Origin of the sequence: Reinekea blandensis MED297, from assembly GCF_000153185.1 — a bacterium.
GTDB lineage: Bacteria > Pseudomonadota > Gammaproteobacteria > Pseudomonadales > Natronospirillaceae > Reinekea > Reinekea blandensis.
Genome location: NZ_CH724150.1, coordinates 394245 through 418395, shown reverse-complemented (window position 1 = coordinate 418395; position 24151 = coordinate 394245). Strand labels below are relative to the sequence as shown.

The window sequence follows — 24151 nt, the reverse complement described above, 5'->3', positions numbered from 1 at the left end:
CCGATGATACGAAATTGGTTAAAGCCCGTCATACAGTGCTGCATCATTGCAGTACTGTTGTCGGGCTGTCGTTTTTATGAGCAGACTGACGTTCAGACGTTTTCTGGCTATGCTATGGGCACGAGCTATTCCATCAAGCTGGTGTCGACGCTCAGCGAAGCCCGCGGTTTGCAGATAGGTGTTGAAGGTGTGCTGTCTGACATCAATCAGCGCATGTCAACTTATCTTCCTAGGTCAGATCTGTCTCGTTTTGCGGAGCTTCCAGTGGGTGAGTCGCTACAGGTGGATGAAAAAACCATCACCGTTGTTCAACAAGCGTTGAATGTCGCCCGGGAAACGGACGGCGCCTTTGACCCAACTATTGCGCCATTGGTTGACTTGTGGGGATTTGGCCCAACGGCTCGACAGTCGGCGCTACCCTCTGGAGACGCTATCGCCGCTGAACTTGAAAATGTCGGTTATCAGGAGGTCGGGATTGATGCCTCCGAACAGTCATTAGTGAAGCTGGCGGACCGAACCCTTGATCTATCGGCTATTGCCAAGGGCTATGCGGTAGATCAGGTGGCTCAGTACCTTGAAGCGAAAGGGTATTCTGACTTTTTAGTTGAAGTCGGTGGAGAGATGCGGTTTTCCGGTCAAAAGCCGAATGGTGACGCTTGGCGAATCGCGATAGAAAAGCCGGATCCAATGGAGCGAGCGCCGTTCAGACTGCTGGAAATGCGCGGACATGCGGTTGCAACCAGTGGTGATTATCGAAATTACATCGAGGTTGACGGCCAACGATACAGCCATACTATTGATCCTGAGACGGGTTATCCGATCGATCACGATCTGGCGTCGGTGACCGTGGTAATGGACAGTTGTATGGCCGCCGATGCTTATGCGACCGCATTCAATGTTATGGGTCGCGCACAGGCACTGCAGAAAGCGGAAGCGTTGAACATCGCTGTCTATATTATCTATCGTGAGGCCGATGGATTTAAAACTGAACAATCCAGCCGTTTTACGGCATTGTTCGGAAACGCCCCGGCTCTGTAATCTGGCGTCGGGTGTTACTTAAACAAATGAAAGGAGGACGCTATGTCGACCTTTTTAGTCGTGTTTGCATTTATGTTAGTGGTTGTTGCGATTATGGCCGTCGGAGTTGCCTTTGGTCGTAAACCCATCTCTGGGTCCTGTGGCGGAATGGCGGCGATCGGTATGGAATCCGAATGTGATGTCTGCGGCGGCGATAAGAGCAAGTGTGATAAAGAGTCCGATGTCGATACTAAAGTCTCAGCATCGGATCTGGCTTACGATGCATCGAACAAGTAAGCTGATTTATTAATAAGAGAGAGACAAAAAGAGGGTTCATGGCTGAGTACGCATACGACTTATTAGTTATCGGAAGTGGGCCGGCGGGTGAAAGCGCCGCGATGAATGGGACTAAAGCAGGGCTGAAAGTTGCTGTCGTTGATACCCGTCCCAAGGTCGGAGGTAACTGTACTCACCAGGGGACTATTCCATCGAAGGCGTTGCGCCATGCGGTTCATCAGGTTATGCAATATAACCGGAACCCGATGTTCCGTTATGTATCAGAGCAGAAGTGGTTGTCTTACTCTCAAGTTCGGGAAACGGCACAGAAGGTAATCGATAAACAGATAGCGATGCGTGCAAGGTTTTATGCTCGCAATCGGGTCGATCTGTTCTTCGGAACGGCGAAATTCATTCAGCCTCACGAAGTTCAGTTGGACCTGCCGGATGGTCAGTCTGAAGTTCTGACAGCAAAAGACATTGTCATCGCCACCGGATCCCGTCCGTATCGCCCCCCGGAAATTGATTTTTCCCACCCTCGGATTTTTGATTCAGATACCATCCTGACGTTAAACCATACACCTCGAAACATCGTTATTTATGGTGCCGGTGTCATTGGTTGTGAATACGCGTCCATTTTTAACGGTCTTGGGGCCAAGGTTGATCTCATCAACCCAGGTGAGCGTTTGTTGGCCTTTATGGACGATGAGATTTCAGATGCCCTGAGTTATCACCTGCGTGGCAATGGGGTGTTAATCCGCCACAACGAATCGTTTGTGTCGGTTGAAGGCGCTGATGATCACGTTGTTCTGACATTGGAGTCAGGCAAACGCATTAAGTGTGAAGCCTTTATGTGGGCCAACGGACGCACCGGTAATACGGATCAGTTGAACCTGGACGCTGTTGAGTTAAAAGCCAATGGGCGGGGACAGTTGGAAGTCAATGAACGCTATGAAACCGGCGTCGAGCATATTTACGCGGCCGGTGATGTTATTGGTTGGCCGAGTCTCGCCAGTGCCGCTTACGATCAGGGTCGTTCAGTGTCCGGTGTGATTTCAGAAAACGGCACCTATCGGAAAATTAATGACATCCCAACCGGTATTTATACCATTCCCGAAATATCTTCAGTTGGCAAAACCGAGCGTGAGCTGACAGCAGCCAAAGTGCCCTATGAAGTCGGTAAAGCCTACTTCAAAGACACAGCGCGAGCACAAATTACCGGGGAAGAAGCCGGGGTCCTTAAACTGCTATTCCATCGCGAAACCACGGAGCTGTTGGGCATTCATTGTTTTGGCGACCAGGCTGCTGAGATTTTACACATCGGGCAGGCTATCATGTCTCAGAAGGGCGAGGGGAACTCGATTCGATATTTCCTGGAACATACCTTCAACTACCCAACCATGGCCGAAGCCTATCGGGTTGCAGCATTAAACGGACTGAACCGGATTTTTTAACTCGGGCTTCCTTTCAATGAGTTACTGACGCGGCTTCAGAGATGAGAAAGGGTTAAAGCTTGGTTTTTGAGTATATCGATGAACGCGGACCGACGGTAAAAACGGTTCGTCGTCGATGCGGTTATCCGAGCGAACTAATCGTGTTCGCTCCGCCGGCGGGGTTGGCAGCGGAACATTGAAGTCCGGCAGCGCTGCCCGGCCTTCGCCCGGGAACATGATCGGTAAGGACACGTTCATAGACCGCCTTTTTTTATCTGGAAACACCATGTTTGCGCGTAAAACCGGGGCCTGAGTCTGAACTCTCGCCAGCGGTTCCTGTTCCGGAATGCCGGCTAGTCGCTCCAATTGAATTTTGATGTGGGTGGCGTCGGTGTTCAGTTTGCACAACAAATCGTACGCCTCGTTGCGAGTGATTTTTTTGATGGAGCGGCCTGAGGTATACCAACTGAACCCGACCTTTTCCGGACGTTGTACAATCAACGGAATGTGCCGAAACAGTTGCTTCAAGTGAAGTCGGTTCAAACCTTCACGCTGTAACTGCTCATTGACGCGTTGGTATCGGCGGGCCAGCTTGCCTTGAATGTCACGCCATTGATGGCTGTCCTTCTCTTTAATTCGCGTCACTTCTGCGCGAAACTCATCTTTCAAACGATTGATTTCGTTAGCGAAGGTCACTTGCTCATGATTAAGACTGACAATACCTGGATACAGCCGAGTCTCTCGTCCATCTTGGTCTTCGTGATACCAGAGGTCTGTAAGAACGGGTTCAAGCCCAAACGCGGGTTCGGTATGCCAGTCGGCCAACCAGATCGGTCGATTGTCGTTCTCAACGGAACGGGCAAACGTGGTCATTGAGTTGCGAAGCTTTTCAAATCGGTCGAATATTAAATCACTCATTATTATACCGTTATCTTTTGAGGCCATAGTAAAGGGTATCGGAGCGGTTTTTCAAGATGAGAGGGTCGTTTCGGAAGGGTGTAAACAGGCCGGACCGGCCGGCCTGAGTCTTAACGAGTGAATCAGGTACGGTTTTTTAGCAACTGCACCAACTTATCATGATCGGCAATGAAGTTCCGAATGCCTTCGGCAAGTTTTTCGGTTGCCATCGCATTCTGATTCAATCCCAGTCTGAACTCGCTTTCCGAGATTTCAGCTCGTGGTGGTAGTACCTCTGCAGGCATGCTCAGTGCTGGTTTAACCGTATCGTCGCTCTCTGCCAGCTCGGTCAGCAGTGCAGGCGATATCGTTAATCGGTCACAGCCAGCCAAGGCTAAGATCTCATCTTTGTTGCGGAAGCTGGCACCCATAACAATGGTTTGATAGCCGTGGGTCTTGTAGCGCTGATAGATTTCACGAACGCTGACGACGCCTGGGTCGGTTTCTCCGGTATAGGTCTCACCGGTTTCTTTTTTATACCAGTCGAGAATGCGACCAACAAAAGGCGATATTAATGTCACGTTTGCATCGGCGCACGCCTGGGCTTGTTCCATGCAAAACAATAGAGTCAGGTTACAGTGAATGCCTTCTTTTTCCAGCACGCGCGCGGCCTGGATGCCTTCCCAGGTGCTGGCAATTTTAATCAGAATTCTATCCCGGCTATGGCCTTTAGCTTCGTAAAGCTCAATCAGCTTGCGTGCTTTGGCCAGGGTTTGTTCGGTATCAAAAGAAAGCCGGGCATTGACTTCGGTGGATACATAGCCTGGGACCAGTTTGAGAATCGTGTCACCGATTTCCACGCCCAACTTGTCGATGAAGTCCTCAACGTCGGTCGTTGCTGGGCTGAACTCTTCTAACAGGTGATCATACTGGCCACTCTGGATCGCTTTCAGAATGAGGGACGGGTTGGTCGTTGCATCTTGTGGCTTAAATGTCTCAATGGCGGCGAGCTCACCGGTATCGGCCACGACCTTTGTTATTTTTTTAAGTTGTTCCAGCTGATTCATAACAGATCCATTTTTTGTGAGTTGACTGATCGGTCAAGTTTAGCCAACTGGCGCTGACTTGCAAGCGCTTATCGCAGTCAGACCGTTTGGTACTCGACCGAATCGTTGAACAGGGCGCGTGGTTGTATTTTAGCCAACGCATCCCGGTAAAGCTGTGCATTTGCATCGGGTTTGGTCATGTTTTCGCTTAGCATCCGACGAAACTGTTTTGATCCCGGATGTCCTGCATAGAGGCCGAGTGTATGCTTGGCAAGGAACTTCAGTGGAACACCCGTCTCCACTTTTTGTTCGACCCAGTCTGTGATGCGAGCATTCAATGTTTCAATATCGGCATTTGGATTCTCATGACCATAATAAATGTGGTCAACTTCTGAGAGGATGAGGGGGTTCTGATAGGCTTCCCGACCCAGCATAACACCGTCCAGTCCACGATTAATTAGTGCCTGAGCTTCCTGGTGAGATTTTATTCCACCATTGATAACGATGTTCAGGTTTGGGAAATCCTGTTTGAGCCGAATGACGCGATCGTAATCGAGCGGTGGAATCTCCCGGTTTTCTTTCGGGGACAGGCCAGAAAGGATGGCTTTCCGCGCGTGTACAATGAAGGTGTCACACCCGGATAGGCTAACCTGGCCGACAAAATCCCGGAGAAACTCATAGCTGTCGTAATCGTCGATACCGATACGATGTTTTAGTGTGACAGGGATGTTTACCCGATCCTGCATAGCTTTCAAGGCGTCCGTTACCTTGTCGGCATGAGCCATCAGGATGGCACCGATCATGCCATTCTGGACGCGATCACTGGGGCATCCGGCGTTCAGGTTGACTTGATCATAGCCATGCTCCTCGGCCATTTTTGTACAGTGAGCGAGCTCGTCTGCATCGTGACCACCGAGTTGCAGGGCGATGGGGTGCTCTTCGGTGTCATAGCGCAGAAAGCGGCCTGCGTTGCCGTGGATTAAGGCACCCGTTGTCACCATTTCCGTGTAAAGCAGGGCTTGACGAGTCAACAAGCGGTGGAACTGACGACATTCGCTCGTGGTCCAGTCCATCATTGGTGCAACTTGAAACTTGTGGGGATACGCTTGGTTCATGGCAACATCTGGTTATTAAACGCGCGGATTATACGGGTTTAACCGACGCATGAAAGTGGCGTTTGGTTGCCAGAAAGCGGATTGCCAACGTCAAAATAGTGACGAGCCTCACACCCAGCGCTTGAAACCGGTACAATCACCCGTAAAACTAGACACGCTCGGCTAATGCCAGTATTTTGAGACGCTTAAGAGATTCCTTTCACAGTGGTCTCTAAATTTATGTTTGCTAAGCAGTTTTACATCAACGAGGTTAAAAATCTCCGTTGATTCAAGCCGGTTGACCATACCGAACATGCTCCAAGGGTGATTGAGGTTGATAAATTCATGAGTGCACTATTTTCTGCCGACGCGATTAAAGGCGAGCTGGAAGCAACCATCCAGCAGGCACAGACTGCCCTTGAGGGGTTCAGCGAGAACTCCGGAGATCTTAACGAACTTGAGCAGGTTCTGGATTATGTCCGGCAACTTCGCGGTATCTTTCAGGTGTTGGAAGAGCCAGGTGCGGTCAGTGTTTGCGATGAAATGAACGCGGCGTTAAACGCGATAACCGATGATGCTGAATCACGCACTCGAATTCTGGAAGCTGCCAGTCAGACACTGGTCATACTGAATCGATTTTTGGAACTGATCACCTTGCAGCAAAAAGCGGTGCCTTCAGTGTTGTTACCAGCAATCAACTCATTAAGGGTCGCAAGAAAAGCCCCGGCTTTGGGCGAGGCGCATTTTTTTGAGTTCAGTTTTAAACCCGGCAAGCCACCTGGCGGTAAACCTGTCCGTATTACCCGGGAAACATTGGTCCGTTTAAAAAAATTCAGGCATATGTATCAGGCTGGTCTGTTGCATCTTATCCGGGGTGACCGGACCGCAGGTGCGGTGCGTTATATGGGCTTGGCGTTAAGTCGAATCGACCAGCTATTGGGCAATGCGCCTTGTGCGCCGCTATGGTGGGTTGCTGCTGCAACGTTAGAAGCCATGGTTCACAATGATGCTGCTATGACCCCAGCGAGGAAAAAGCTGTTTTCTCAGCTGGACCGCGAGTTACGGTCACTGATTCAGAAAGCTCCGGAATCCTTGAAACAACCGTCCAGCATTGCGCTGACGAAAGAGTTCCTCTACCTGTTGACGATTAATAACAGCGACAGTTTGAGAGCCCGTCAGGTTACCCGTTTTTTCCAGTTGCCGACGTTGAGTTATAGTGAAAGTACACTGAATGAGCAGCGGCAGGTATTGTTCAGCCCGGGTCGAGGTGTATTGACCAGCGTCGCTGAAGCGTTAAAAGAAGACATCAGTGCGATTAAAGATTCTGTGGATCAGGTGGCGAGAGGCGGTGCTTTTTCGGCCAAAGATTTACACCAGCGTCTCGCAAAAGTATCTGACGTCTACGTGATGCTGGGCCTTCAGAGCCCGGCCAATGTATTAAAGATCCAGGCCGATAAAGTCGGTCGCTGGGCGGACAATGCAGCCCCTTCTCAAGAAGAGTTACTGAAGATTGCAGACGTGGTGCTTTACGCCGAAAGCGCCTTATCCCGGCTGCTTCAAGGTCAGTCTCAGCTGGATCAGGAAGGGGATAACAAGGCGTTTAAAGCTCAGGTCCATGAAGCCCGGGTGGTGCTTATTGATGAGTCTGAGAACGGGCTGGCTCTGGCGAAGCGAGCCATTTCCGCCTATATGGATTCAAATGGAGACAAACTTCATCTCTCCAATGTGATACCGACACTGCATGGTGTGCGAGGTGCTTTGGTGTTTTTAAACAGCGAACAGGCTTCCTCTATTTTGGCTCGAACCATTGTATTCGTTGAGCGGGAGCTGTTGGAGAAGGGCACCTTGATTGATTCATCCCAGTTGGAGCTGTTAGCGGATGCGTTATCCAGTTTAGAGTTCTACCTGGAAGGCCTGCTCAGCAATAATGAGAATCTGGATATACTCAAATTGGCTTTGCATTCGTTGAATAATCTTCATGTCTGAAGACCATTATGGCAAAAAAAAGCCGAAGCAAAAATGCTTCGGCTTTTTAATGGAGGCTTGTTAAACCCTTACAGGTTGAACAGGTCGGACAAGCGAGTGGCTAACATCATGTCGCCTTCGGTTCTCAACCGACCAGCCATAAAGGCTTGCATGCCATTGATGTCGCCTGCGACGATTTCGGCAAATGTCTGTTCATCCATGATCAATGTGACAGTTGGGTCGGAGTGTTCACCGGCCACCAGTTCGCAAGAGCCATCTTTAACGATCAGGTGGTGGGCATCGTCATCAACCGAGAACTGGAAAACGACATCAAGACCGGCCGCTGCTGACGCATTGAAGCGTGATTCTATTTTTGTAAAAGCTTCCGCAATATTGCTCATTCTAAGTGCTCCTGTGGCAGAGTATTCGTATTGACACCAGTTGATGCTTCTCGGCATTGTAGAGTGAGCTTTTCATAAAAATCAAACAATTGTTTGAAACAGACGTATAAAACGAAGGAGACTCCATTTTGTGGGCAGATTATTTCCTATTCTTACTTAAAGCCATAACCGTTTTGGTCGTGGTCGTATTGGTCTTGATGATTGTGATTCGATCAGCGAAAGAAGGCCATGAACCTGCCCGCGGTAAGCTGGTCATAGCCAGGCTTAATCGGGCTTTGGATGCCGTTCGACTGCGAATGCAGCAGGAAACTCTTAGTAAGAAAGGGTTTAAAAAGACGCTGAAGTCCGTGAAGGAAGAGCAAAAGAAACTGGACAAAGTCGAATCTGATCGACCGAAGGCGTATGCGCTGAAGTTCAAAGGCGACATACAAGCCAGCCAGGTAGAGGCATTACGTCAAGAAGTAACGGCCATTCTTACCACGGCAAAGGAAGGCGAAGAAGTCATTATCACCATTGAGAGCCCTGGAGGCTCGGTTTCCGGCTATGGATTGGCAGCATCGCAGTTGTTGCGGTTAAAAGACAAAGGACTCAAGTTGACGGCCTGTGTCGATCAGGTTGCGGCAAGTGGCGGCTATATGATGGCGTGCGTCGCTGATCGTATTCTCGCTGCACCGTTCAGTATTGTCGGGTCCATTGGTGTGCTGTCTCAGGTGCCGAATATCCATCGGTTTTTGAAACGGTTCGATGTGGATGTCGATGTTTTGACCGCAGGCAAACACAAGGCACCCATTACCTTTATGGGCGAGAATACCGAAGAAGGTAAGCAGAAACACGTTGACGATCTGAACGCGATTCATCAACGCTTCAAAGCCTTGGTAAAACTACATCGGGAAGAACTGAATATTGACGATGTGTCAGAAGGCGATTTCTGGTTAGCAGAAGATGCACTGCAAAGAAAACTGGTTGATGAGTTGATGACCAGTGACAGTTATTTGATGTCGCTGTGTGAATCGACAGATGTTTATCGTGTACGTTGGCAGCCTCATAAATCGTTAGAACAGCGGATCAAGGGTGCATCGGCCGCGATTATGGCTGTGGTTGAAAACCGATTATGGCAGCGTCGTCTGCCTTGATGACAAATCGGCCTTAATGCAGTTATCCAGTCAGAAAGAGCGCGTAATTACGCGCTCTTTTTTGTTTGGTTACTGCATCCGTGTGACGTCAACGTAGAGCGTCAGGCGATCGCCCGGTTGCAGATATTTCTGCGAGAGCGTGTTCCACTTCTGAATATCACTGATTCTCAGATTGAACTTGTTGGCAATTCGGTAAAGAGAATCGCCTTCGCGGACAACATAGCCAACCTTGCGCACGACAGAGCGGTTATCAAGACTCGCCGTTGTTACTGAAACCGGCTCATCAGACCAGATGACCAGAGTCTGGCCGGGTCGCAGCACATCCTTGGGGGCCATGTTGTTCCATTTAGCAAGCGATTGAACACTGACATTGAACTTTCGTGACAGGTCCCAGAAGGTGTCGCCAGATTGTACGGTATAGTCCACGCGGTTCTTATCTGAACCCGCCAGCGCGTTTTGCTTTACTCTCAAGCGGTTATCCGCGGACAGGGCATAAGCATTGTCACTGCGGCTGGCAACGGGGATCAGCAAGGTGTCACCAGCTCGAATCAGGTTGCCACGAATATTGTTAACGTCCTTGACGACATCGACGGTCACCTCAAAACGTCTGGCAATACTGAGCAGAGAATCACCCGGTTCAATCGCATAGCGCTTCCAGGTTAAACGCTGATCAACCGGCAGTTGTGCAATGCGTTGCTCAAATAGTTCACCTTTTCCGACATGCACTAACAGATGGTGTGGACCGTCAGGATCTGTTGCCCATCGATTGAAGCCCGGGTTGAGCAGGTAAAGGTCAGACAGGCTCATATCGGCCAACGAAGCGGCCTGAGCCAGATCGATTTGACCGCCGGTACGAACCACATCAAAAAACGGCTCATTTGGTACGATAGGCAGCTCGATGCCGTATTCGTCTGGAGAATGGAACAGTTTGGCCAAGGCAAACATCTTAGGTACGTAAGCCTCAGTCTCTGTTGGAAGGTCCAGGTTCCAGAAATCGGTGGGCTTGCCTGCCGCCCGGTTGCGGCGTTGTGCTTTCAATACGGTACCCGGTCCTGAGTTGTATGAAGCCAGGGCCAATAACCAGTCACCGTCGAACATACGGTTTAGCTGGTCAAGGTAATCCAGAGCAGCGCGAGTCGACTCTAAAACGTCTCTTCGGCCGTCATACCACCAGTTTTGCTTCAGACCGTACATGCGGCCGGTTGAAGGAATAAACTGCCACATGCCGGACGCGCTGCCATGGGAATATGCGAATGGATCGAATGCGCTTTCAACAATCGGTAACAAGGCCAGATCCATTGGCATATTTCGGGCGTCCAGTTCCTGGACAATGTGGTAAAGGTACCGAGATGCTCGGTCACTGACACGGTTGATGTAGCTTTGATGGGAGGCATACCAACGCAGCTGCTGCATGACCCGCCGATCTTCGATGGTCAGATCAAAGGTGAAGTTGCGTCTAAGAACCTGATACAAATCATCCGGATACTTGTCATAAGGGTCTGGACGGGTCAGATCGAGCGGCTGAAACCAATGTTGCTTGGCAGCAATTGTGTTTCGGTAAAGTTCCTGGGCTCTGAGTAAGTTCAGGTTTTGCGCCAGGGCGTCATTTTTGGGGTCAGTGGTCAGATCGGGCGCAGAGGTTTGTTCCTGTTGGGCAACCGTCTTGGATGGTTGAGCCGCCTCAGAGTTCGCTTGTTCTGAGGGCTGTAGAGGAATCAGTTGGCATGCAGAGAGCAGGCATAGCGCCGTCAGAGGCGTAAATCTTTGTATTATTTTCATGTCTTGGCAGCAGAAGAATTGTGACGTCTATTCAGTTGGGCGATAATTCTATTTTTGTCACCGCAGGGTAGCAAGGAAACAAGGGCAGATAACTGCCAAATTTACCTAATAACGGAAAGTGTTTTGGTTAAACGACTTGGGCAACGTTTCAAACAGGTCTATCGGCAGGGGCCGGTAGAGACCCGGTTGCAGGAAGCCGCTTTGTCTCAATGGTACCGAACCAGCGTCGGTCAGGAACTGCTGGCCGCTGAGGTCGACCTGATCTCAAGAGCCATTTCCGGACGATTCGGTTCGATGATGGTGCAGTTGGACAGCGGGGCACATGAACCCTTGTTCGAAAAACGGCTTTTTGGCGCTGGGACCCTGGTTTCTCAGCTGGAAAACCGGGCCCCGTGCCCGGTTATTTGCGCAAAACCCGAAAACCTGCCGTTTGAGCCCGAAAGCATCGACATGTTGCTGATGCACCATACCCTCGATATCTGTGAAAACCCGTATCAAGTCATTCGTGAAGGCGCTATTGCACTGAAGCCTGGAGGTGTGTTGATTGTTCTGGGGTTCAATCCATACAGTCTGTGGGGGCTCCGGGCTCTCATACAGGGGCGCGGGGAAGGCGCAGGAATCTGGCACTCCCGGTTTTTACGCAGTGGACGAGTGGAAGATTGGATGCATCTGCTTGATTTTGAGCTCGAGCGGCATGAAAAACATCTGTTTTACCCTCCGTATCGACGTCCATCATGGCTTCAGCGCTTAAATTTCGGAGGGCGTGTCCAGCGGCGACTGTTACCTTTTACCGGCGCTGTTTACCTGCTTGTCGGGTATAAGCAGGTTTTAGGTCGGCTGCCAGCCGCAGAAAAACGAGTAAAACGCGGCTTTCTTGAGCCTGTCGTCTCCATTAACTCAAAAGTCAGGCATAAGTAACGAATGAAAACCGTAACTCTATATACGGACGGTGGTTGCCGTGGCAATCCCGGCCCTGGTGGGTGGGGAGCTGTCTTAATCTATGGCGATCACGAAAAAAAGCTAAAAGGCTCTGAACCTGAGACAACCAATAATCGAATGGAGCTGCTCGCAGCCATTGAGGGCTTGGAAGCGCTGAAGCAGGCGGTAACCGTCGATCTCTATACTGATTCCAAGTACGTTCAGCAGGGCATCACTCAATGGATCCATAATTGGAAAAAGAATGGTTGGAAAACCGCGGGGAAAAAACCCGTTAAAAATCAGGATTTATGGCAGCGTCTGGACAGTCTGATGTCAAAACACGAGGTGAATTGGCATTGGGTAAAAGGACACGCAGGTCATAAATACAATGAAATAGCGGATGAACTCGCCAACCAGGCGATGGATGAGATGGTAAGGCAATGAGACAAGTTGTATTGGATACAGAAACCACTGGTCTGAATCCGACCAAAGGTGACCGCATCGTGGAAGTGGGTTGTGTTGAAATGGTTGACCGAAAGCTAACCGGACGGCACTTCCATTATTACATCAATCCAGAACGTGATATTCCTGACGAAGTCGTTGCGGTTCACGGGATTGACAATGACAAAGTGAAAGACAGTCCTAAGTTTCGTGATATAGCCGTTGAGTTATGGACATGGCTGGAAGGTGCCGAACTGGTCATTCACAACGCTGCGTTCGACATGGGCTTTCTGAATGCTGAGTTCGAGCGATTTGCTCAAGAGCAGAGAGAACCGTTTGAGAAGCTGGAAACGGTTTGTGGCGTTCTTGATACCTTGAAAGTAGCCAGAGACAAACATCCGGGGTCCAAAGTGTCATTGGATGCGCTGTGTAAACGTTATGGGATTGATAACTCCCATCGGACCTTACACGGGGCCTTGCTTGACTCGGAAATTCTGGCTGACGTGTATCTGATGCTAACCGGTGGGCAGACGGCGTTGATTCTTGATGACAGCTCTGAGTCCGGCAGCAGCGATCAGGCGGTGGATGTTTCTGCTCTGGATGATTCAGGTGGGCATCTTATCACTGTCCAGCCGTCGTCGGCAGAGCTGGCTGCACATGAAGCCTTTATCGATATGCTGGCTGAAAAGTCAGGAAAAGATGTTCGTTGGCCATAACAAGCACTGGTTTTTTGCGGTCGCTAGAATGATCTGATGCAAACGGATTTGCTCAGGCCCCTAAAAGCTGGAAACCTGAGCATATGACCTCAGTGAATTGAACGTCGGATCACACCAACATACAGGCCTTCAATCGCAAAATCTTCTTCGCGCAGATTAACCTGAATGGGTTCAAAATCATCATTTTCAGGGTAGAGCGTCACAGTGTGGCCTTTCTTTTCATAGCGCTTTACGGTGACATCGTCGCCCACACGTGCCACGACAATGTCGCCGTTTCTGACCCGGTCTGTTTTATGAACAGCGATGAGATCATCTTCGAGAATGCCGATATTTTTCATACTGAGGCCTTGAACCTGCAGTAAAAAATCTGCGGTCGGGTGAAACAGTCCTTTTGGCAAATCCACATATTCGGCGACATGTTCTTCAGCCAATACCGGTGAGCCCGCAGCGACCCGTCCAACGACAGGTAATCCGGATTCTGACTCAGGCAAGCGAATACCACGGCTGGCTCCCTGGACTATTTCGATATACCCTTTACGAGCCAGTGCCTTGATGTGCTCTTCAGCGGCATTTGGTGATTTAAACCCCAGTGTTTTTGCAATTTCCGCCCGTGTTGGCGGATAGCCGGTATCCTCGATGTTATCTTTGATGACATCCAGAACCTGTTGTTGTCTTGCTGTGAGTTTTTCCATAACCTATCGCCTGTTAATATATACAGTATCTGTGATTATATACAGCTAATGTAATGTGTAAAGGGTAATTATCAATTGAAAAGCAGTAGTGAACTTTTCCCCGTGGAGCTGGTTTCAGCCGAACATCGGGGTACCTATTTTGAAGATCTTTATTCTGTGAAACACAATCGCAGCCAGGATCGCTCCGTTGAGGTCGCTGTTCTGCATCTACATGCTGCCAAGGATAACTCCGGATCGGATGCCTTTTTGTTTGTGCACGATGTCTTTGATAGCCATTGGCAATGGATGGATGATGGCGCGAATCAACAAGTGATTTCAGCATTGCTGAATGAGGGATACTCAATCTGGCTGTTTGACTGGCGTGGTCACGGCTCTTCAAAACATAATCGCGATGTTCATTCCAATACGCTCAGCGAAATGGCCGCAACCGATCTTCCAGCCGTCGTTGAGTTTATTCAGGAAAAGTCCCGTGGCGGTCAGTTAAGTGTGGTCTCGGCGGGTTACGGTGCGCAAATGGTTCTGCGGGCGATGCCACAGATCGATGCGGTGTCGAAGTTTGTGCTGGTTGATGCGCAGTGCATCAAGCCAGCCAGGCGCTACTGGATACCCTTCGTCAGACTTAAGAACCGAACTCGATTACTGGGTCGTCAATGGGTCAGTAATCGAGCCGGAGAACATGAGCCGGCGTCGTTGTTCATAGAGTTATTAAAAGAAGCCGCCTGGTTTTCCCGTTATCGCAGGAAGCAGTTAAAGCCTCTGATAGCGGAATTGCAATCACGGTCGCATCGCATATTCTGGTTGTGCACATCAGCACGATTCGAACGCAAAGCGCATCGGCTGCTGGGTACTAAGGCGCGCACGCATCGCGTCAACGCACAGGCGGCATTGAGTTCTGCTGACGTCTCAGGATTTGTTAATCCCGTCTTAAACGATCTGAAACAGCAATTGGGTTCTGAAAGTTAAAAACGATGATATAACTGGAAAGCGCGAAGGTCGCGATGGCCGTCGACTGCACTAAAACCGCCGCGCGTTCCGACAGCAGGCCTGAACCTTGTGCAAGAAAGGTCACCAGTAGCGAAAACTCCGATATTTGCCCCAGCCTAAAACCGATATCCCAGGCCAGATGATTCGACTCGCTCAGGCGATGCAGCAGAAAGCGGAACACGATTGGTTTGCCAGCGAGAATCAGGATCGTGAGCAACACCATAGGTAACCATACGGTGCTTAGTACGCCGATGTTGAGCTGAGCGCCGAGAGTGAAGAAGAACAGAATCAGGAAAAAGTCTCGCAACGGTTTAAGGTTGAGCGCAATAAACTGCGCAATGGGGCTGCTGGCCAGGCTGATGCCCGCGATAAAAGCGCCAATTTCATGAGACAGTCCCATCAGTTTGGCAACTTCGCCGATACCCAGGCACCACCCGATAGTCAACAGGAAAATGTATTCATGAAACCGGTCAAATCGAGTCAATAGCGGAAGAATGATCCATTTAACGGCCGCAAGGGTTGCGCCGATTAAGATGGGTAGCATGAGTAGTGGCTGGATAAAGGTCAGCGCGTCGATGGACTCTTTACCCAGACTTTCAATGGCTAACAGCACCAGGATCGCAATGAAGTCCTGAATGAGCAGAATCCCCACCATCAGTTCGCCCGCGTGTCGATGGTGCAGCACAGTCGTGGGTAACAGTTTGATGCCGATAATGGTGCTGGAAAACATCAGGCAAAGCCCAATGATCATGGCTTCGAGAGTGTGGAAGCCGAGTAGGAGTGTGACGAAAAAACCACATCCGGCAAAACACACGCAACTCAATACACCCACGAGTAAGCTCTTTCGCATCGTGGTCAGCAGGTTCGACAGCTGCATGTCGAGACCTAAAAGAAATAACAGAAAGATAATGCCGATTTCCGATATGTCGCCCAGCAGATCGGTATCTTCTAGGACTCCAAATCCGTAAGGGCCGGTCAGAACACCTAAAAAAATATAAGCAATGAGCAATGGCTGACGCGTGTAGAGCGCCACCGTGGCTAAGGCTGCCGCGCCACTGAAAATCAGAAAAAATGAGAAAAACATAACCGCCTGACAGGAGTCTGAGTCGTAAACATAATGACAGATTAGGTGGTGAGAAGAAAAAAATCACCCCCGTTCTGGATGGGATAAATCGCAGGCAGCCTCAGTTGAGGCTACTTGCCCGGGCTAGCATATTGGACTTTACTGAGTCCGCTTGGCTAATGACGCTTTTATTTTTGTGCGCATGGAGCGCAGCAATGTTTCAGTCGATTCCCATGAAATGCAGGCGTCGGTGACCGATTGGCCATAAGTGAGCTCTGATAGTTCAGCAGGGATTTTCTGATTGCCTTCGACCAGATTGCTTTCGATCATAACGCCGATTATCGATTCATTACCTTCCATGATCTGATTGGCAACGTTGTCGGCCACCAGAGGTTGAAGGTTGTGGTCTTTATTTGAGTTCGCGTGCGAACAATCGACCATGATGTTAGGAGTGATGCCCGCTTTCTGAAGTTGTTCTTCGCAAACGGAGACTGAAACCGAATCATAATTTGGTTTGCCGTCGCCCCCTCGCAGTACTACATGGCCGTAGGCATTACCTTTTGTTGATATAACAGACACTTGGCCTTGTTGGTTTATACCAAGAAAATTATGTGGTGCTGAAACGCTCTTGAGTGCATTGATGGCAACATCAAGACTGCCGTCGGTGCCGTTTTTAAACCCGACCGCAGAGGTCAGGCCACTGGCCATTTCACGGTGAGTTTGGCTTTCCGTTGTTCGCGCACCGATGGCCGACCAGCTGATCAAATCCTGGAGGTACTGCGGCGAAATCGGGTCGAGCGCTTCGGTCGCCGTCGGCAGGCCAAGCTCAGAGATATCGAGCAAGAGTTTGCGCCCCAGATGGAGACCTTCCTCAATGGCAAAGGTATCATTCATGTGTGGGTCGTTGATGAGGCCTTTCCAACCGGTTGTGGTCCGTGGTTTTTCGAAATAGACCCGCATGACAATTAACAGGGTATCATCAACTTCGTCGCTCAGCGCTTTCAGGCGTTTGGCATAATCCATCGCAGCGACTGGGTCATGGATAGAGCAGGGGCCGATGACAACAATCAAGCGAGGGTCTTCACGGTCCAGAATTTTTCGAACGGCTTTCCGTCCTTCTGCTATGGTATGAGTGGCGGCTTCCGAGACCGGAAGTTCTTTTTTAATGTCGGCAGGCGTAGTCAGTAATTCCTGACGGGCGATATTAAGGTTTTCAATTTGTGACATGATTTCTGCTTTAAGGTGATTCATTGGCTTGGTAGAGCGATGATAAAGTGGTAAATAAATGATTACAAGATGTACAAAAAAGTTTACAGGAAGGCGTTTTGGCTAAACAGAAAGGTGTTTTTAAGACAGTAATCGTCCCTTCATTCATCATTGCCGCGTTTGTAGTAGGACTCGCTATGGCGATTGAAGAGTTTGTCGCGACAAACGGGAGTTATCGGGTCACGATATGGGATGTGCTGAATGGCCGTGGGGAGCTTCCAGAAGGGCGAGCGGAAGTCAGTCAGCAGGTTGCGATTGAGGTATGCCGGCAAAAGGCTTCGGCAGAGTTTGGTCGAAATCTGTTGCTTACCCGGTTTGATCAACGGTCTTCAAGATACAATCCCGAACTCAAGGTGCACACCGTTTTTATTAATCTGACCATTAAGGGGTCTGAGCGTGACCCGATCTATATCCGCTGCGATATTTCGGCGGTCAATCGCATGATCATTGAATCCAGAATCAAAGGTACGCGTGGCTTTTCTCTGTTTGGTACCTGACGACTTCTAAAAGATCGCGTACTTCATTCCGAGCAGCATCAACAGGGTCGCCAGTACCGGCTGCATCAATCGGCTTGGGATCTTTCCGGAGAGCGCGGAACCGACATAGATGGCTGGTAATGATCCCATCAGCAGCGCCCCTAACAGTTGGAAATCTACATTGCCCAAATAGAGGTGTACAGCACCGGCAATGACGGTCAGGGGTACCGCATGTGCAATGTCCGTTCCGACCACTTGCTTGGGGATCAGGTACGGAAACATAAGCATCAGCACGGCGGTACCAATGGCGCCCGCGCCTACGCTGCTCAGCGTCACAAGGCTGCCCAGTGCCGCCCCGGCTAATAGCAGTTTGATCGAGAACTTTCTTGCAATTAAGTTATTTGAACGACGTCCATAATGGCGGGTCAGTCGACTTCGGAAAATTAAGACAATGGAGGTCAGGATCAACATGAACCCAAGTGCCGTTTTTAGCAGGGATGCATAGTTCTCCGCGGATCCAAACCAAAATGTCAGAGCCAGTCCGGTGAGCACCGCGGCAGGCAGGGAACCGGCCGCCAGATTCAATACAATAGACCAGCGAATGTGCCCTTTTTTCTGGTGCGCAATCAATCCGCCGGACTTGGTTAGGGCGGCAAACCAAAGGTCCGTGCCGATTGCGATGTGCGCGGGAAATCCGAACATCAGCAAAACCGGCGTCATCAACGCGCCGCCGCCAACTCCGGTGATGCCTACAACCAGCCCAACTACGGCGCCGGTCAAGATTAAAAAAAGGATTTCCATACGATTCAAAACGTCATAAATTAAGATGCAGCGTCAATCTAACGGTTATTAGCTATTTCTAAAAAGAATACTTAATAATATTTATATAACCGATTTGCAGAGGCTCGCATGATTTATGTACACTCGAGGCGAACAGCCCGCCCAAGCAACTGCTCTCAACGCTAGGGAAACGCTGTGACAGTTTGATGTACTCAGATGGGGCCGGTGACAGCGGCTTGGACGCTGTCAGGGACCCTAAAACTCGGTAAGGGATTCAGTTAATGAAACTTCAGCAACTCAAATACATTTGGGAAGTCGCCCATCACGATCTGAATGTCAGCGCGACGGCACAAGTTCTGTATACCTCTCAACCGGGGATCAGTAAACAGATCCGGCTGTTGGAAGATGAGTTGGGTATCGAGATTTTTGCTCGGTCGGGAAAACATTTAACTCGCATTACTCCGGCGGGGGAGGCGGTACTCAAAGTTGCTGGCGAAATTCTGGGCAAAGTTGATTCCATCAAGCAGATTGCTCAAGAGTACAGCAATGATAAGAAAGGCAGTCTGAGTATTGCCACGACTCATACGCAAGCCCGATATGCGTTGCCGAATGTTATTGAGGGCTTTATTCATGATTATCCGGATGTGTCGTTGCACATGCATCAGGGCACGCCCATGCAGATCGCAGAAATGGCGGCCGATGGCACAGTAGATATGGCCATAGCCACCGAGGGCATGGATCATTTTTCAGATCTGGTCATGATGCCTTGTTATCGCTGGAATCGATCCATTGTTGTTCCCAGAGATCATCCATTAGCGCAAAAGGGGACGTTAACGTTAGATGATGTTGCCAGCTATCCCATAGTCACCTATGTGTTCGGGTTTACGGGTCGGTCTAAGCTTGACGATGCTTTTATTGATAAAGATCTGAAACCGAGAGTGGTATTTACCGCGACGGATGCCGATGTTATTAAAACCTATGTTCGTCTCGGTTTAGGGGTCGGCATTCTGGCTCATATGGCTATTGATCCGGAAACAGACCGAGATCTGGTGAGTATCGACGCCAGCCATTTATTTGAAGCCAGTATTACTAAAATCGGTATGCGTAAGGGTACGTTTCTGCGCGGTTTTCAGTATCGGTTTATTGAGCGGTTTGCACCGCATCTTACCAAAGCCGTCATTGAAGAAGCAATGGCCTGTCACAGTCGCCACGATCTGGAAGAACTGTTTAAGAACACGCCGCTGCCGACCTATTAATGCTTACAAGCACGGCCGGCAGCTCGTGTTCAGAAAAATGCGCTTAACTTTCCAGTGTGGTCTCGTTGCCTGAATGGAGACCACACTCCTTCTTCGTCGCTTCTTCCCACCACCAACGTCCTTCTCGCTCATGTTGATTGGGCAGGGTGGCTTTGGTGCAGGGTTCGCAACCAATGCTTTTAAAACCTTGCTCATGCAATGGGTTGTAGGGAATTTCCATCATCCGAATGTAGTTCCAGACATCCTCGGATGACCAATTGGCCAATGGATTAAACTTAACCAATGTCTCGCCCCGGCCGGTAAAGGCGGGATCGGCCTGGACTACAGGGATCGTCGAGCGTGTACCCGGGCTCTGGTCTTTTCGTTGTCCGGTTATCCAAGCATCCAGCCCGGACAATGCGCGTTTCAGTGGCTCGATTTTACGGATGCCACAACATTCACCATGCCCGTCCTGGTAAAAGCTGAACAAGCCCTTTTCTGCCACGAAGGGCTCCAATGCGGTCGCATCTGGCGTGTACACCTCGAGTTTTATCTGATAATGCTGACGAACGCGGTCCAGAAACCGGTAGGTTTCCGGGTGCAGTCGGCCGGTATCGAGCGTGAAAACTTTGGGCGCGTCCGACAGCTTACTGATCATATCCACGAGAACGACGTCCTCGGCGCCGCTGAACGAGACAGCAATTTGCTCGTAATCAGCCAATGCACGCTTAAGAATATCGCGAGGGGACTTGGCACTGAGTTCGAGTTGGAGTTCTGAAAGTGTTGTCATAAGTAGGTCTCAGACAGAAAGTCAATTGGCGGGCAATTTATCATGATCGGCACCAACCTCGAAAATAACTGAATAAGATATGGTTATTACAGAACCATTAAGAATAACGTGGAACATGGTGTGTTCCACGTGGAATGCGTGGAACATCGCATGTCACGCCGGTTGTCGGCAATACAGCGATGCATTAATCGGGTTTGTCAGCGATCGGCACGGTGATACATTAGCAGTTTTAAACTTAGTGAATGGAGAAATGCGTGGAACTAGCCTGCCTTGATCTGGAAGGGGTACTGATTCCGGAAATCTGGATCGCCTTTGCTGAAAAAACCGGAATTGAAGAACTCAAAGCCACCACCCGGGACATACCGGATTACGATGTTTTGATGAAACAGCGACTGGCGATTCTGAAGGCGCATGATCTGGGATTGAATGAAATTCAGGAAGTTATCGCCACGCTGTCACCCTTGCCGGGTGCGGGTGAGTTCATCGATTGGCTGCGTGAACGGTTTCAGGTGGTGATTCTTTCCGATACCTTTTACGAGTTTGCCCAGCCACTGATGCGTCAACTGGGTTTCCCAACGTTGCTGTGCCACAAGCTGGAAGTGTCTGAAAGCGGTGAAATTACCGATTACCGGCTACGTCAGAAAGATCCGAAGCGCACGTCAATTAAGGCATTCCACTCACTGAATTACCGCTGTATCGCAGCCGGGGATTCGTACAACGATACGACAATGTTGAAAGAAGCCGATGCGGGGATATTGTTTAATGCTCCGGATAACGTCATCGCGGAGTTTCCCGAGTTTCCGGCCGTGAGGGGCTACGATGCTTTAAAAGCTGAGTTCTTAAAGGCCAGCGAGCGAAAACTGGCTCCCTAATCAGATGATGTTGATAGCGTCTGCATTAAGCGCCGTACCTTAACGGCGCTTTCTTCGAACTCTTCGGTCATCGTGCTGTCATGCACAATCCCACCACCGCCGTGACAACTTAATTGACCATCTGCCAGTGTCATGGTGCGAATCAGAATACTGCTGTCCAAATCCCCCTGAGCGTTCACATAAAAGCCGCTGCCACAATAGTTGGCTCTGTGACCTGTCTCCAGCTCATCAATGATTTCCATGGCCCGTTTTTTGGGTGCTCCGGTAATGGAGCCGCCGGGAAAGGCATCGCGAAGAATGTCCAATGCGTGACTGGTTGTCTTGCGCGTTGCGCTGATGGTGCTGACAAGGTGATGAACATTCGGAAAGCTCTGCACTTCAAACAACTGGTCGACTTTCACCGTGCCCGGTTGAGCGTGACGGGCCAAGTCATTGCGCAGTAAATCGACAATCATAAGGTTTTCTGCACGGTCTTTTTCGCTGTTTAACAGGGTGTTCGCCAGCATTTGATCGTCTTTCGGTGTTTGGCCACGGGGGCGGGTTCCTTTGATCGGTTGTGTCAGCATTTGAGTGCCGTTGATCCGTATGAAGCGCTCTGGTGAAACACTTAACAGACTATGACTGGGGCATCGATGGAACATTGAGAACGGAGCTGGCATGGCATCGGTTAACTGGCGGTAAATCGCTAAATCGGCCAGTGGTGCGGCCGTCGGGACATCGCATTGCCATTGACGGGTCAGATTCGCTTGATAGATGTCTCCGTCGACGATGTACTGTTTCAGTCGCATAAAGGCCTGTTCGTAGTCGGGGCGATCCATCTGACTGTGCCATTGCTCGAAAGACGGGCAGGAAAGGTAGGCTGTTGTCGATGCCGTGCTCTGCAGTTGATCGACCAGTTGTTCCAGACGGCGAGTTGTCTCGGTGCTGCAGCTCTGTTGCATGTAGAGCGTGGCGACTTTACGGGCGTGATCGATCTGCAGACTCCAAAGATAGAGCCCAGCCACAGCAAGGGGCATCGGCGTGCGAGGGTGGCGGCTCTTTATGTCGAGCAGCTCCAGTCCGAGGTCATAACTCAAATGGCCTGCCAACCCGCCGGTAAAAGGGGCGTCATCACATCCTTCAAGCACAGGTAGGCTGTGTTTGAGTGTTGAGAAAAAATCGCCGGACACTTCGTGTACTGATTGATCCGAATGGGTAAGTCGGGTGACGTCATCGCCCAAATACTCAAACCGGATTTCCGGATACGCGGAGATCCATTCGACATCACGAACGCCTGCGCCACTGTGGTACCAGATCAGATCAGGCCAGTCAGCAACAAGATTCAGATAAAACCAGGAAGATTCAGAGTAGGGCAGTTCGATGGTCAGCAAGAATGGTCAGCCTTTGATCAGCACAGATAATCACTGTCAGTCTGTGACAGCGGTTGCGCCCTTCACCAACTGACTTTAGGATGACGATGATAACGATAATAATAGGTAATTTCATCGATGAGCATCGCCTTAGTTGTAGACTCAGCCTGTGACCTACCGAAAACCTTTCTTGACGAACGAGGGATAAAACTGTTCCCCATCTCCATTAATGTGGATGGCGATCTGTACACTGACGACAAAGACCCCGCAACCCTGTTGAACTTTTATCAGGAAGATTTGCTTTCTCTGGATCATGAAGCTGAGTCAATACCGTTTAGCAGCGAACAGATGCACCACCTGATCATGGAGACCATTGTGCCAAACCATGATTTTGCCTTGGTGCAAACGGTCAGTCAGAAACGGTCTCAGATTTTCCAGAACTGCACAGACGCTCAGCCGGACGTGTTGGCCAGTTATCGTAAGTTGAAGGACGCTGGAGAGTTGGATACTCATTTCGGCATGCGCATTATGAACTCATCGACCTTGTTTACCGGACAGGGCTTGTTAGCGGTGTTTACGTCGGATCTGATTCAGGCTGGTAAAAGCAGACAGGACATTGTGCGTTTGGCTGACGCCTTTAAATCCCGGATTTATGCCTACGCCATTCCGCCCGATGTAGCCTATATTCGCGAGCGTGCTCGAAAGCGAGGAGAGAAGAGTCTGGGCATGCTGGGTGCTCTGGTGGCGAAGTCACTCGACATTAAGCCGATAATCCGAGCCAATAATGATGAAACTGCGCCAGTCGGCAAGGCGAGAGGCTTCGACAATGCCGTCGAGAAATTATTTGAATACGCCGCTGAGCGCATCAAGAAAGGGCTGCTGACACCGTATGTTATCGTCAGTGTGGCGGGGGATGAGTCAGAGCTGGCTCAGTATCCGGCGTTCGACGAGTTAAAACGAGCAGCGGATGAAGAGGGAGTTAACCTGATCACCTGTGTTATGGGATTGACCAGTGGTTTGAACTTAGGGCCGGGTGCCGTGTCATTGGCTTTGGCCGCAGAAGAGCATGCGTTTGAGTAAGCGGTTTGGGCCTGGCATTGCTGTCCAGGCCCTGTCGTTTAGCATTTCAGTCTTTCGTGTAGTACACGCCGGGGATCCAGCTTTTGTGCACCTTAGAGGTTTCCTCAAAGCGGTGTTCATTTTCGTCAACAAACTTAAAGCTGACGAAACCGATGCGCAGTACGTCGTTGTGCCGTACGTCTTGTTCGGTAATCTTTTTTTCGTTTACAAACGAACCGTTCGTGCTTTTTAAATCGATCAGTCGATAGGATCCGGGTTGTCCATCATCCCCTGGCAGAAACTCAAGCCAGGCATGATTCGCCGATACGGTTTTGTCGTCCAGCTGAATATCATTGTCCGTTCCGCGGCCGATAGAGACAGTCTTCTCTTCCAGCGGAAACTTGTTTTGTACAATGTCGTCTTTAATTTGCATCAGAATTGGCATTTCCGGTCTCCTGCGGTTGCCATT

25 protein-coding genes are annotated in these 24151 nt (G+C 50.1%); 13 read left to right on the top strand and 12 right to left on the bottom strand.

Annotation, left to right across the window (positions count from 1 at the left end; all coding sequences use genetic code 11):
- Positions 1-3: 3 nt before the first annotated feature.
- From MED297_RS07325 to sthA, 3 genes are read left to right on the top strand one after another with little or no spacing between them, the layout of a single operon-like run.
- Positions 4-1038 carry an FAD:protein FMN transferase gene (locus tag MED297_RS07325; RefSeq protein ID WP_008043693.1) on the top strand — a complete coding sequence of 345 codons (1035 nt, stop codon included), beginning with the start codon at positions 4-6 and terminating at the stop codon, positions 1036-1038.
- A gap of 42 nt (positions 1039-1080) precedes the next feature.
- Complete coding sequence (gene nqrM / locus MED297_RS07320) at positions 1081-1314, top strand: (Na+)-NQR maturation NqrM (RefSeq protein WP_008043692.1); 234 nt, start codon at positions 1081-1083, stop codon at positions 1312-1314.
- A 38-nt stretch (positions 1315-1352) separates the two neighbouring features.
- Entirely contained in the window at positions 1353-2747 is a 1395-nt protein-coding gene (gene sthA / locus MED297_RS07315) for a Si-specific NAD(P)(+) transhydrogenase (RefSeq protein WP_040556730.1), read from the top strand.
- Positions 2748-2768: 21 nt separating this feature from the next.
- Here the strand turns inward: sthA and MED297_RS07310 are convergent, their stop codons facing one another.
- From MED297_RS07310 to dusA, 3 genes are all read right to left on the bottom strand, one after another.
- A complete protein-coding gene (locus MED297_RS07310) occupies positions 2769-3644 on the bottom strand; it encodes a hypothetical protein (protein WP_008043690.1) in 876 nt (291 codons plus the stop codon).
- A gap of 122 nt (positions 3645-3766) precedes the next feature.
- The gene (tal, locus tag MED297_RS07305) at positions 3767-4690 is read right to left on the bottom strand and encodes a transaldolase (RefSeq protein WP_008043686.1); all 924 of its coding nucleotides are present in this window, start codon (positions 4688-4690) and stop codon (positions 3767-3769) included.
- 77 nt (positions 4691-4767) lie between these two features.
- Positions 4768-5784 carry a tRNA dihydrouridine(20/20a) synthase DusA gene (gene dusA, locus MED297_RS07300; protein ID WP_008043685.1) on the bottom strand — a complete coding sequence of 339 codons (1017 nt, stop codon included), beginning with the start codon at positions 5782-5784 and terminating at the stop codon, positions 4768-4770.
- 324 nt (positions 5785-6108) lie between these two features.
- On the opposite strand from dusA, the gene MED297_RS07295 reads away from it, so the two are divergent.
- Positions 6109-7749 carry a FimL-related protein gene (locus tag MED297_RS07295; RefSeq protein WP_154650865.1) on the top strand — a complete coding sequence of 547 codons (1641 nt, stop codon included), beginning with the start codon at positions 6109-6111 and terminating at the stop codon, positions 7747-7749.
- Positions 7750-7817: 68 nt separating this feature from the next.
- Here the strand turns inward: MED297_RS07295 and MED297_RS07290 are convergent, their stop codons facing one another.
- On the bottom strand, positions 7818-8129 hold the full coding sequence (locus MED297_RS07290) for an SCP2 sterol-binding domain-containing protein (protein ID WP_008043682.1): 312 nt from the start codon (positions 8127-8129) through the stop codon (positions 7818-7820).
- A 128-nt stretch (positions 8130-8257) separates the two neighbouring features.
- Here MED297_RS07290 and sohB point away from each other — a divergent pair, with 128 nt between their 5' ends.
- On the top strand, positions 8258-9262 hold the full coding sequence (gene sohB / locus MED297_RS07285; protein WP_008043681.1) for a protease SohB: 1005 nt from the start codon (positions 8258-8260) through the stop codon (positions 9260-9262).
- 69 nt (positions 9263-9331) lie between these two features.
- On the opposite strand, the gene MED297_RS07280 is transcribed toward sohB, so the two are convergent.
- On the bottom strand, positions 9332-11041 hold the full coding sequence (locus tag MED297_RS07280) for a LysM peptidoglycan-binding domain-containing protein (protein ID WP_008043680.1): 1710 nt from the start codon (positions 11039-11041) through the stop codon (positions 9332-9334).
- 123 nt (positions 11042-11164) lie between these two features.
- Here MED297_RS07280 and MED297_RS21150 point away from each other — a divergent pair, with 123 nt between their 5' ends.
- From MED297_RS21150 to dnaQ, 3 genes are read left to right on the top strand one after another with little or no spacing between them, the layout of a single operon-like run.
- Positions 11165-11959, top strand: a complete 795-nt coding sequence (locus tag MED297_RS21150) for a class I SAM-dependent methyltransferase (protein ID WP_008043679.1) — start codon at positions 11165-11167, stop codon at positions 11957-11959.
- A gap of 3 nt (positions 11960-11962) precedes the next feature.
- A complete protein-coding gene (gene rnhA, locus MED297_RS07270) occupies positions 11963-12403 on the top strand; it encodes a ribonuclease HI (protein ID WP_008043678.1) in 441 nt (146 codons plus the stop codon).
- Positions 12400-13116 (top strand): DNA polymerase III subunit epsilon, encoded by a 717-nt coding sequence (dnaQ, locus tag MED297_RS07265; protein WP_008043665.1) that lies wholly within the window; start codon positions 12400-12402, stop codon positions 13114-13116. Before rnhA ends, dnaQ begins: the two co-directional genes overlap by 4 nt.
- Before the next feature lie 89 nt (positions 13117-13205).
- On the opposite strand, the gene lexA is transcribed toward dnaQ, so the two are convergent.
- Positions 13206-13808, bottom strand: coding sequence for a transcriptional repressor LexA (gene lexA / locus MED297_RS07260; protein WP_008043664.1), 603 nt, complete (start codon positions 13806-13808; stop codon positions 13206-13208).
- A 102-nt stretch (positions 13809-13910) separates the two neighbouring features.
- Between lexA and MED297_RS07255 the strand changes: the two genes are divergently transcribed.
- Positions 13911-14771, top strand: coding sequence for an alpha/beta fold hydrolase (locus MED297_RS07255; RefSeq protein WP_008043663.1), 861 nt, complete (start codon positions 13911-13913; stop codon positions 14769-14771).
- Here the strand turns inward: MED297_RS07255 and MED297_RS07250 are convergent.
- Together MED297_RS07250 and MED297_RS07245 are read right to left on the bottom strand one after the other, a co-directional pair.
- Positions 14722-15876: a cation:proton antiporter domain-containing protein gene (locus tag MED297_RS07250; RefSeq protein WP_008043662.1), complete on the bottom strand. Its 1155-nt coding sequence runs from the start codon at positions 15874-15876 to the stop codon at positions 14722-14724. The genes MED297_RS07255 and MED297_RS07250 overlap by 50 nt on opposite strands.
- Positions 15877-16014: 138 nt before the next feature.
- The gene (locus MED297_RS07245) at positions 16015-17082 is read right to left on the bottom strand and encodes a 3-deoxy-7-phosphoheptulonate synthase (RefSeq protein WP_040556729.1); all 1068 of its coding nucleotides are present in this window, start codon (positions 17080-17082) and stop codon (positions 16015-16017) included.
- 98 nt (positions 17083-17180) lie between these two features.
- Between MED297_RS07245 and MED297_RS07240 the strand changes: the two genes are divergently transcribed.
- Positions 17181-17618, top strand: a complete 438-nt coding sequence (locus tag MED297_RS07240) for a hypothetical protein (protein ID WP_040556728.1) — start codon at positions 17181-17183, stop codon at positions 17616-17618.
- A 6-nt stretch (positions 17619-17624) separates the two neighbouring features.
- On the opposite strand, the gene MED297_RS07235 is transcribed toward MED297_RS07240, so the two are convergent.
- Positions 17625-18398 carry a sulfite exporter TauE/SafE family protein gene (locus MED297_RS07235; protein ID WP_008043659.1) on the bottom strand — a complete coding sequence of 258 codons (774 nt, stop codon included), beginning with the start codon at positions 18396-18398 and terminating at the stop codon, positions 17625-17627.
- 260 nt (positions 18399-18658) lie between these two features.
- Here MED297_RS07235 and cysB point away from each other — a divergent pair, with 260 nt between their 5' ends.
- Positions 18659-19633, top strand: a complete 975-nt coding sequence (gene cysB / locus MED297_RS07230) for an HTH-type transcriptional regulator CysB (RefSeq protein ID WP_008043658.1) — start codon at positions 18659-18661, stop codon at positions 19631-19633.
- 43 nt (positions 19634-19676) lie between these two features.
- Here the strand turns inward: cysB and MED297_RS07225 are convergent, their stop codons facing one another.
- Positions 19677-20402 (bottom strand): phosphoadenylyl-sulfate reductase, encoded by a 726-nt coding sequence (locus tag MED297_RS07225; protein WP_008043657.1) that lies wholly within the window; start codon positions 20400-20402, stop codon positions 19677-19679.
- Positions 20403-20656: 254 nt separating this feature from the next.
- Between MED297_RS07225 and thrH the strand changes: the two genes are divergently transcribed.
- Positions 20657-21274, top strand: coding sequence for a bifunctional phosphoserine phosphatase/homoserine phosphotransferase ThrH (thrH, locus tag MED297_RS07220; protein ID WP_040556727.1), 618 nt, complete (start codon positions 20657-20659; stop codon positions 21272-21274).
- On the opposite strand, the gene pabB is transcribed toward thrH, so the two are convergent.
- On the bottom strand, positions 21271-22644 hold the full coding sequence (gene pabB / locus MED297_RS07215; RefSeq protein WP_008043655.1) for an aminodeoxychorismate synthase component I: 1374 nt from the start codon (positions 22642-22644) through the stop codon (positions 21271-21273). The genes thrH and pabB overlap by 4 nt on opposite strands.
- Positions 22645-22761: 117 nt before the next feature.
- Here pabB and MED297_RS07210 point away from each other — a divergent pair, with 117 nt between their 5' ends.
- Positions 22762-23703 (top strand): DegV family protein, encoded by a 942-nt coding sequence (locus tag MED297_RS07210; RefSeq protein WP_008043654.1) that lies wholly within the window; start codon positions 22762-22764, stop codon positions 23701-23703.
- A gap of 46 nt (positions 23704-23749) precedes the next feature.
- Here MED297_RS07210 and MED297_RS07205 read toward each other — a convergent pair whose 3' ends face one another.
- On the bottom strand, positions 23750-24127 hold the full coding sequence (locus MED297_RS07205) for an FHA domain-containing protein (RefSeq protein ID WP_008043653.1): 378 nt from the start codon (positions 24125-24127) through the stop codon (positions 23750-23752).
- Positions 24128-24151 lie beyond the last annotated feature (24 nt).

Bases quoted from the DNA above. Each gene is read 5' to 3' on its own strand.
- MED297_RS07325 (WP_008043693.1), top strand. From the start codon at position 4: ATGATACGAAATTGGTTAAAGCCCGTCATACAGTGCTGCATCATTGCA.
- nqrM (WP_008043692.1), top strand. From the start codon at position 1,081: ATGTCGACCTTTTTAGTCGTGTTTGCATTTATGTTAGTGGTTGTTGCG.
- sthA (WP_040556730.1), top strand. From the start codon at position 1,353: ATGGCTGAGTACGCATACGACTTATTAGTTATCGGAAGTGGGCCGGCG.
- MED297_RS07310 (WP_008043690.1), bottom strand. From the start codon at position 3,644: ATGAGTGATTTAATATTCGACCGATTTGAAAAGCTTCGCAACTCAATG.
- tal (WP_008043686.1), bottom strand. From the start codon at position 4,690: ATGAATCAGCTGGAACAACTTAAAAAAATAACAAAGGTCGTGGCCGAT.
- dusA (WP_008043685.1), bottom strand. From the start codon at position 5,784: ATGAACCAAGCGTATCCCCACAAGTTTCAAGTTGCACCAATGATGGAC.
- MED297_RS07295 (WP_154650865.1), top strand. From the start codon at position 6,109: ATGAGTGCACTATTTTCTGCCGACGCGATTAAAGGCGAGCTGGAAGCA.
- MED297_RS07290 (WP_008043682.1), bottom strand. From the start codon at position 8,129: ATGAGCAATATTGCGGAAGCTTTTACAAAAATAGAATCACGCTTCAAT.
- MED297_RS07280 (WP_008043680.1), bottom strand. From the start codon at position 11,041: ATGAAAATAATACAAAGATTTACGCCTCTGACGGCGCTATGCCTGCTC.
- rnhA (WP_008043678.1), top strand. From the start codon at position 11,963: ATGAAAACCGTAACTCTATATACGGACGGTGGTTGCCGTGGCAATCCC.
- dnaQ (WP_008043665.1), top strand. From the start codon at position 12,400: ATGAGACAAGTTGTATTGGATACAGAAACCACTGGTCTGAATCCGACC.
- lexA (WP_008043664.1), bottom strand. From the start codon at position 13,808: ATGGAAAAACTCACAGCAAGACAACAACAGGTTCTGGATGTCATCAAA.
- MED297_RS07250 (WP_008043662.1), bottom strand. From the start codon at position 15,876: ATGTTTTTCTCATTTTTTCTGATTTTCAGTGGCGCGGCAGCCTTAGCC.
- MED297_RS07245 (WP_040556729.1), bottom strand. From the start codon at position 17,082: ATGTCACAAATTGAAAACCTTAATATCGCCCGTCAGGAATTACTGACT.
- MED297_RS07235 (WP_008043659.1), bottom strand. From the start codon at position 18,398: ATGGAAATCCTTTTTTTAATCTTGACCGGCGCCGTAGTTGGGCTGGTT.
- cysB (WP_008043658.1), top strand. From the start codon at position 18,659: ATGAAACTTCAGCAACTCAAATACATTTGGGAAGTCGCCCATCACGAT.
- MED297_RS07225 (WP_008043657.1), bottom strand. From the start codon at position 20,402: ATGACAACACTTTCAGAACTCCAACTCGAACTCAGTGCCAAGTCCCCT.
- MED297_RS07210 (WP_008043654.1), top strand. From the start codon at position 22,762: ATGAGCATCGCCTTAGTTGTAGACTCAGCCTGTGACCTACCGAAAACC.
- MED297_RS07205 (WP_008043653.1), bottom strand. From the start codon at position 24,127: ATGCCAATTCTGATGCAAATTAAAGACGACATTGTACAAAACAAGTTT.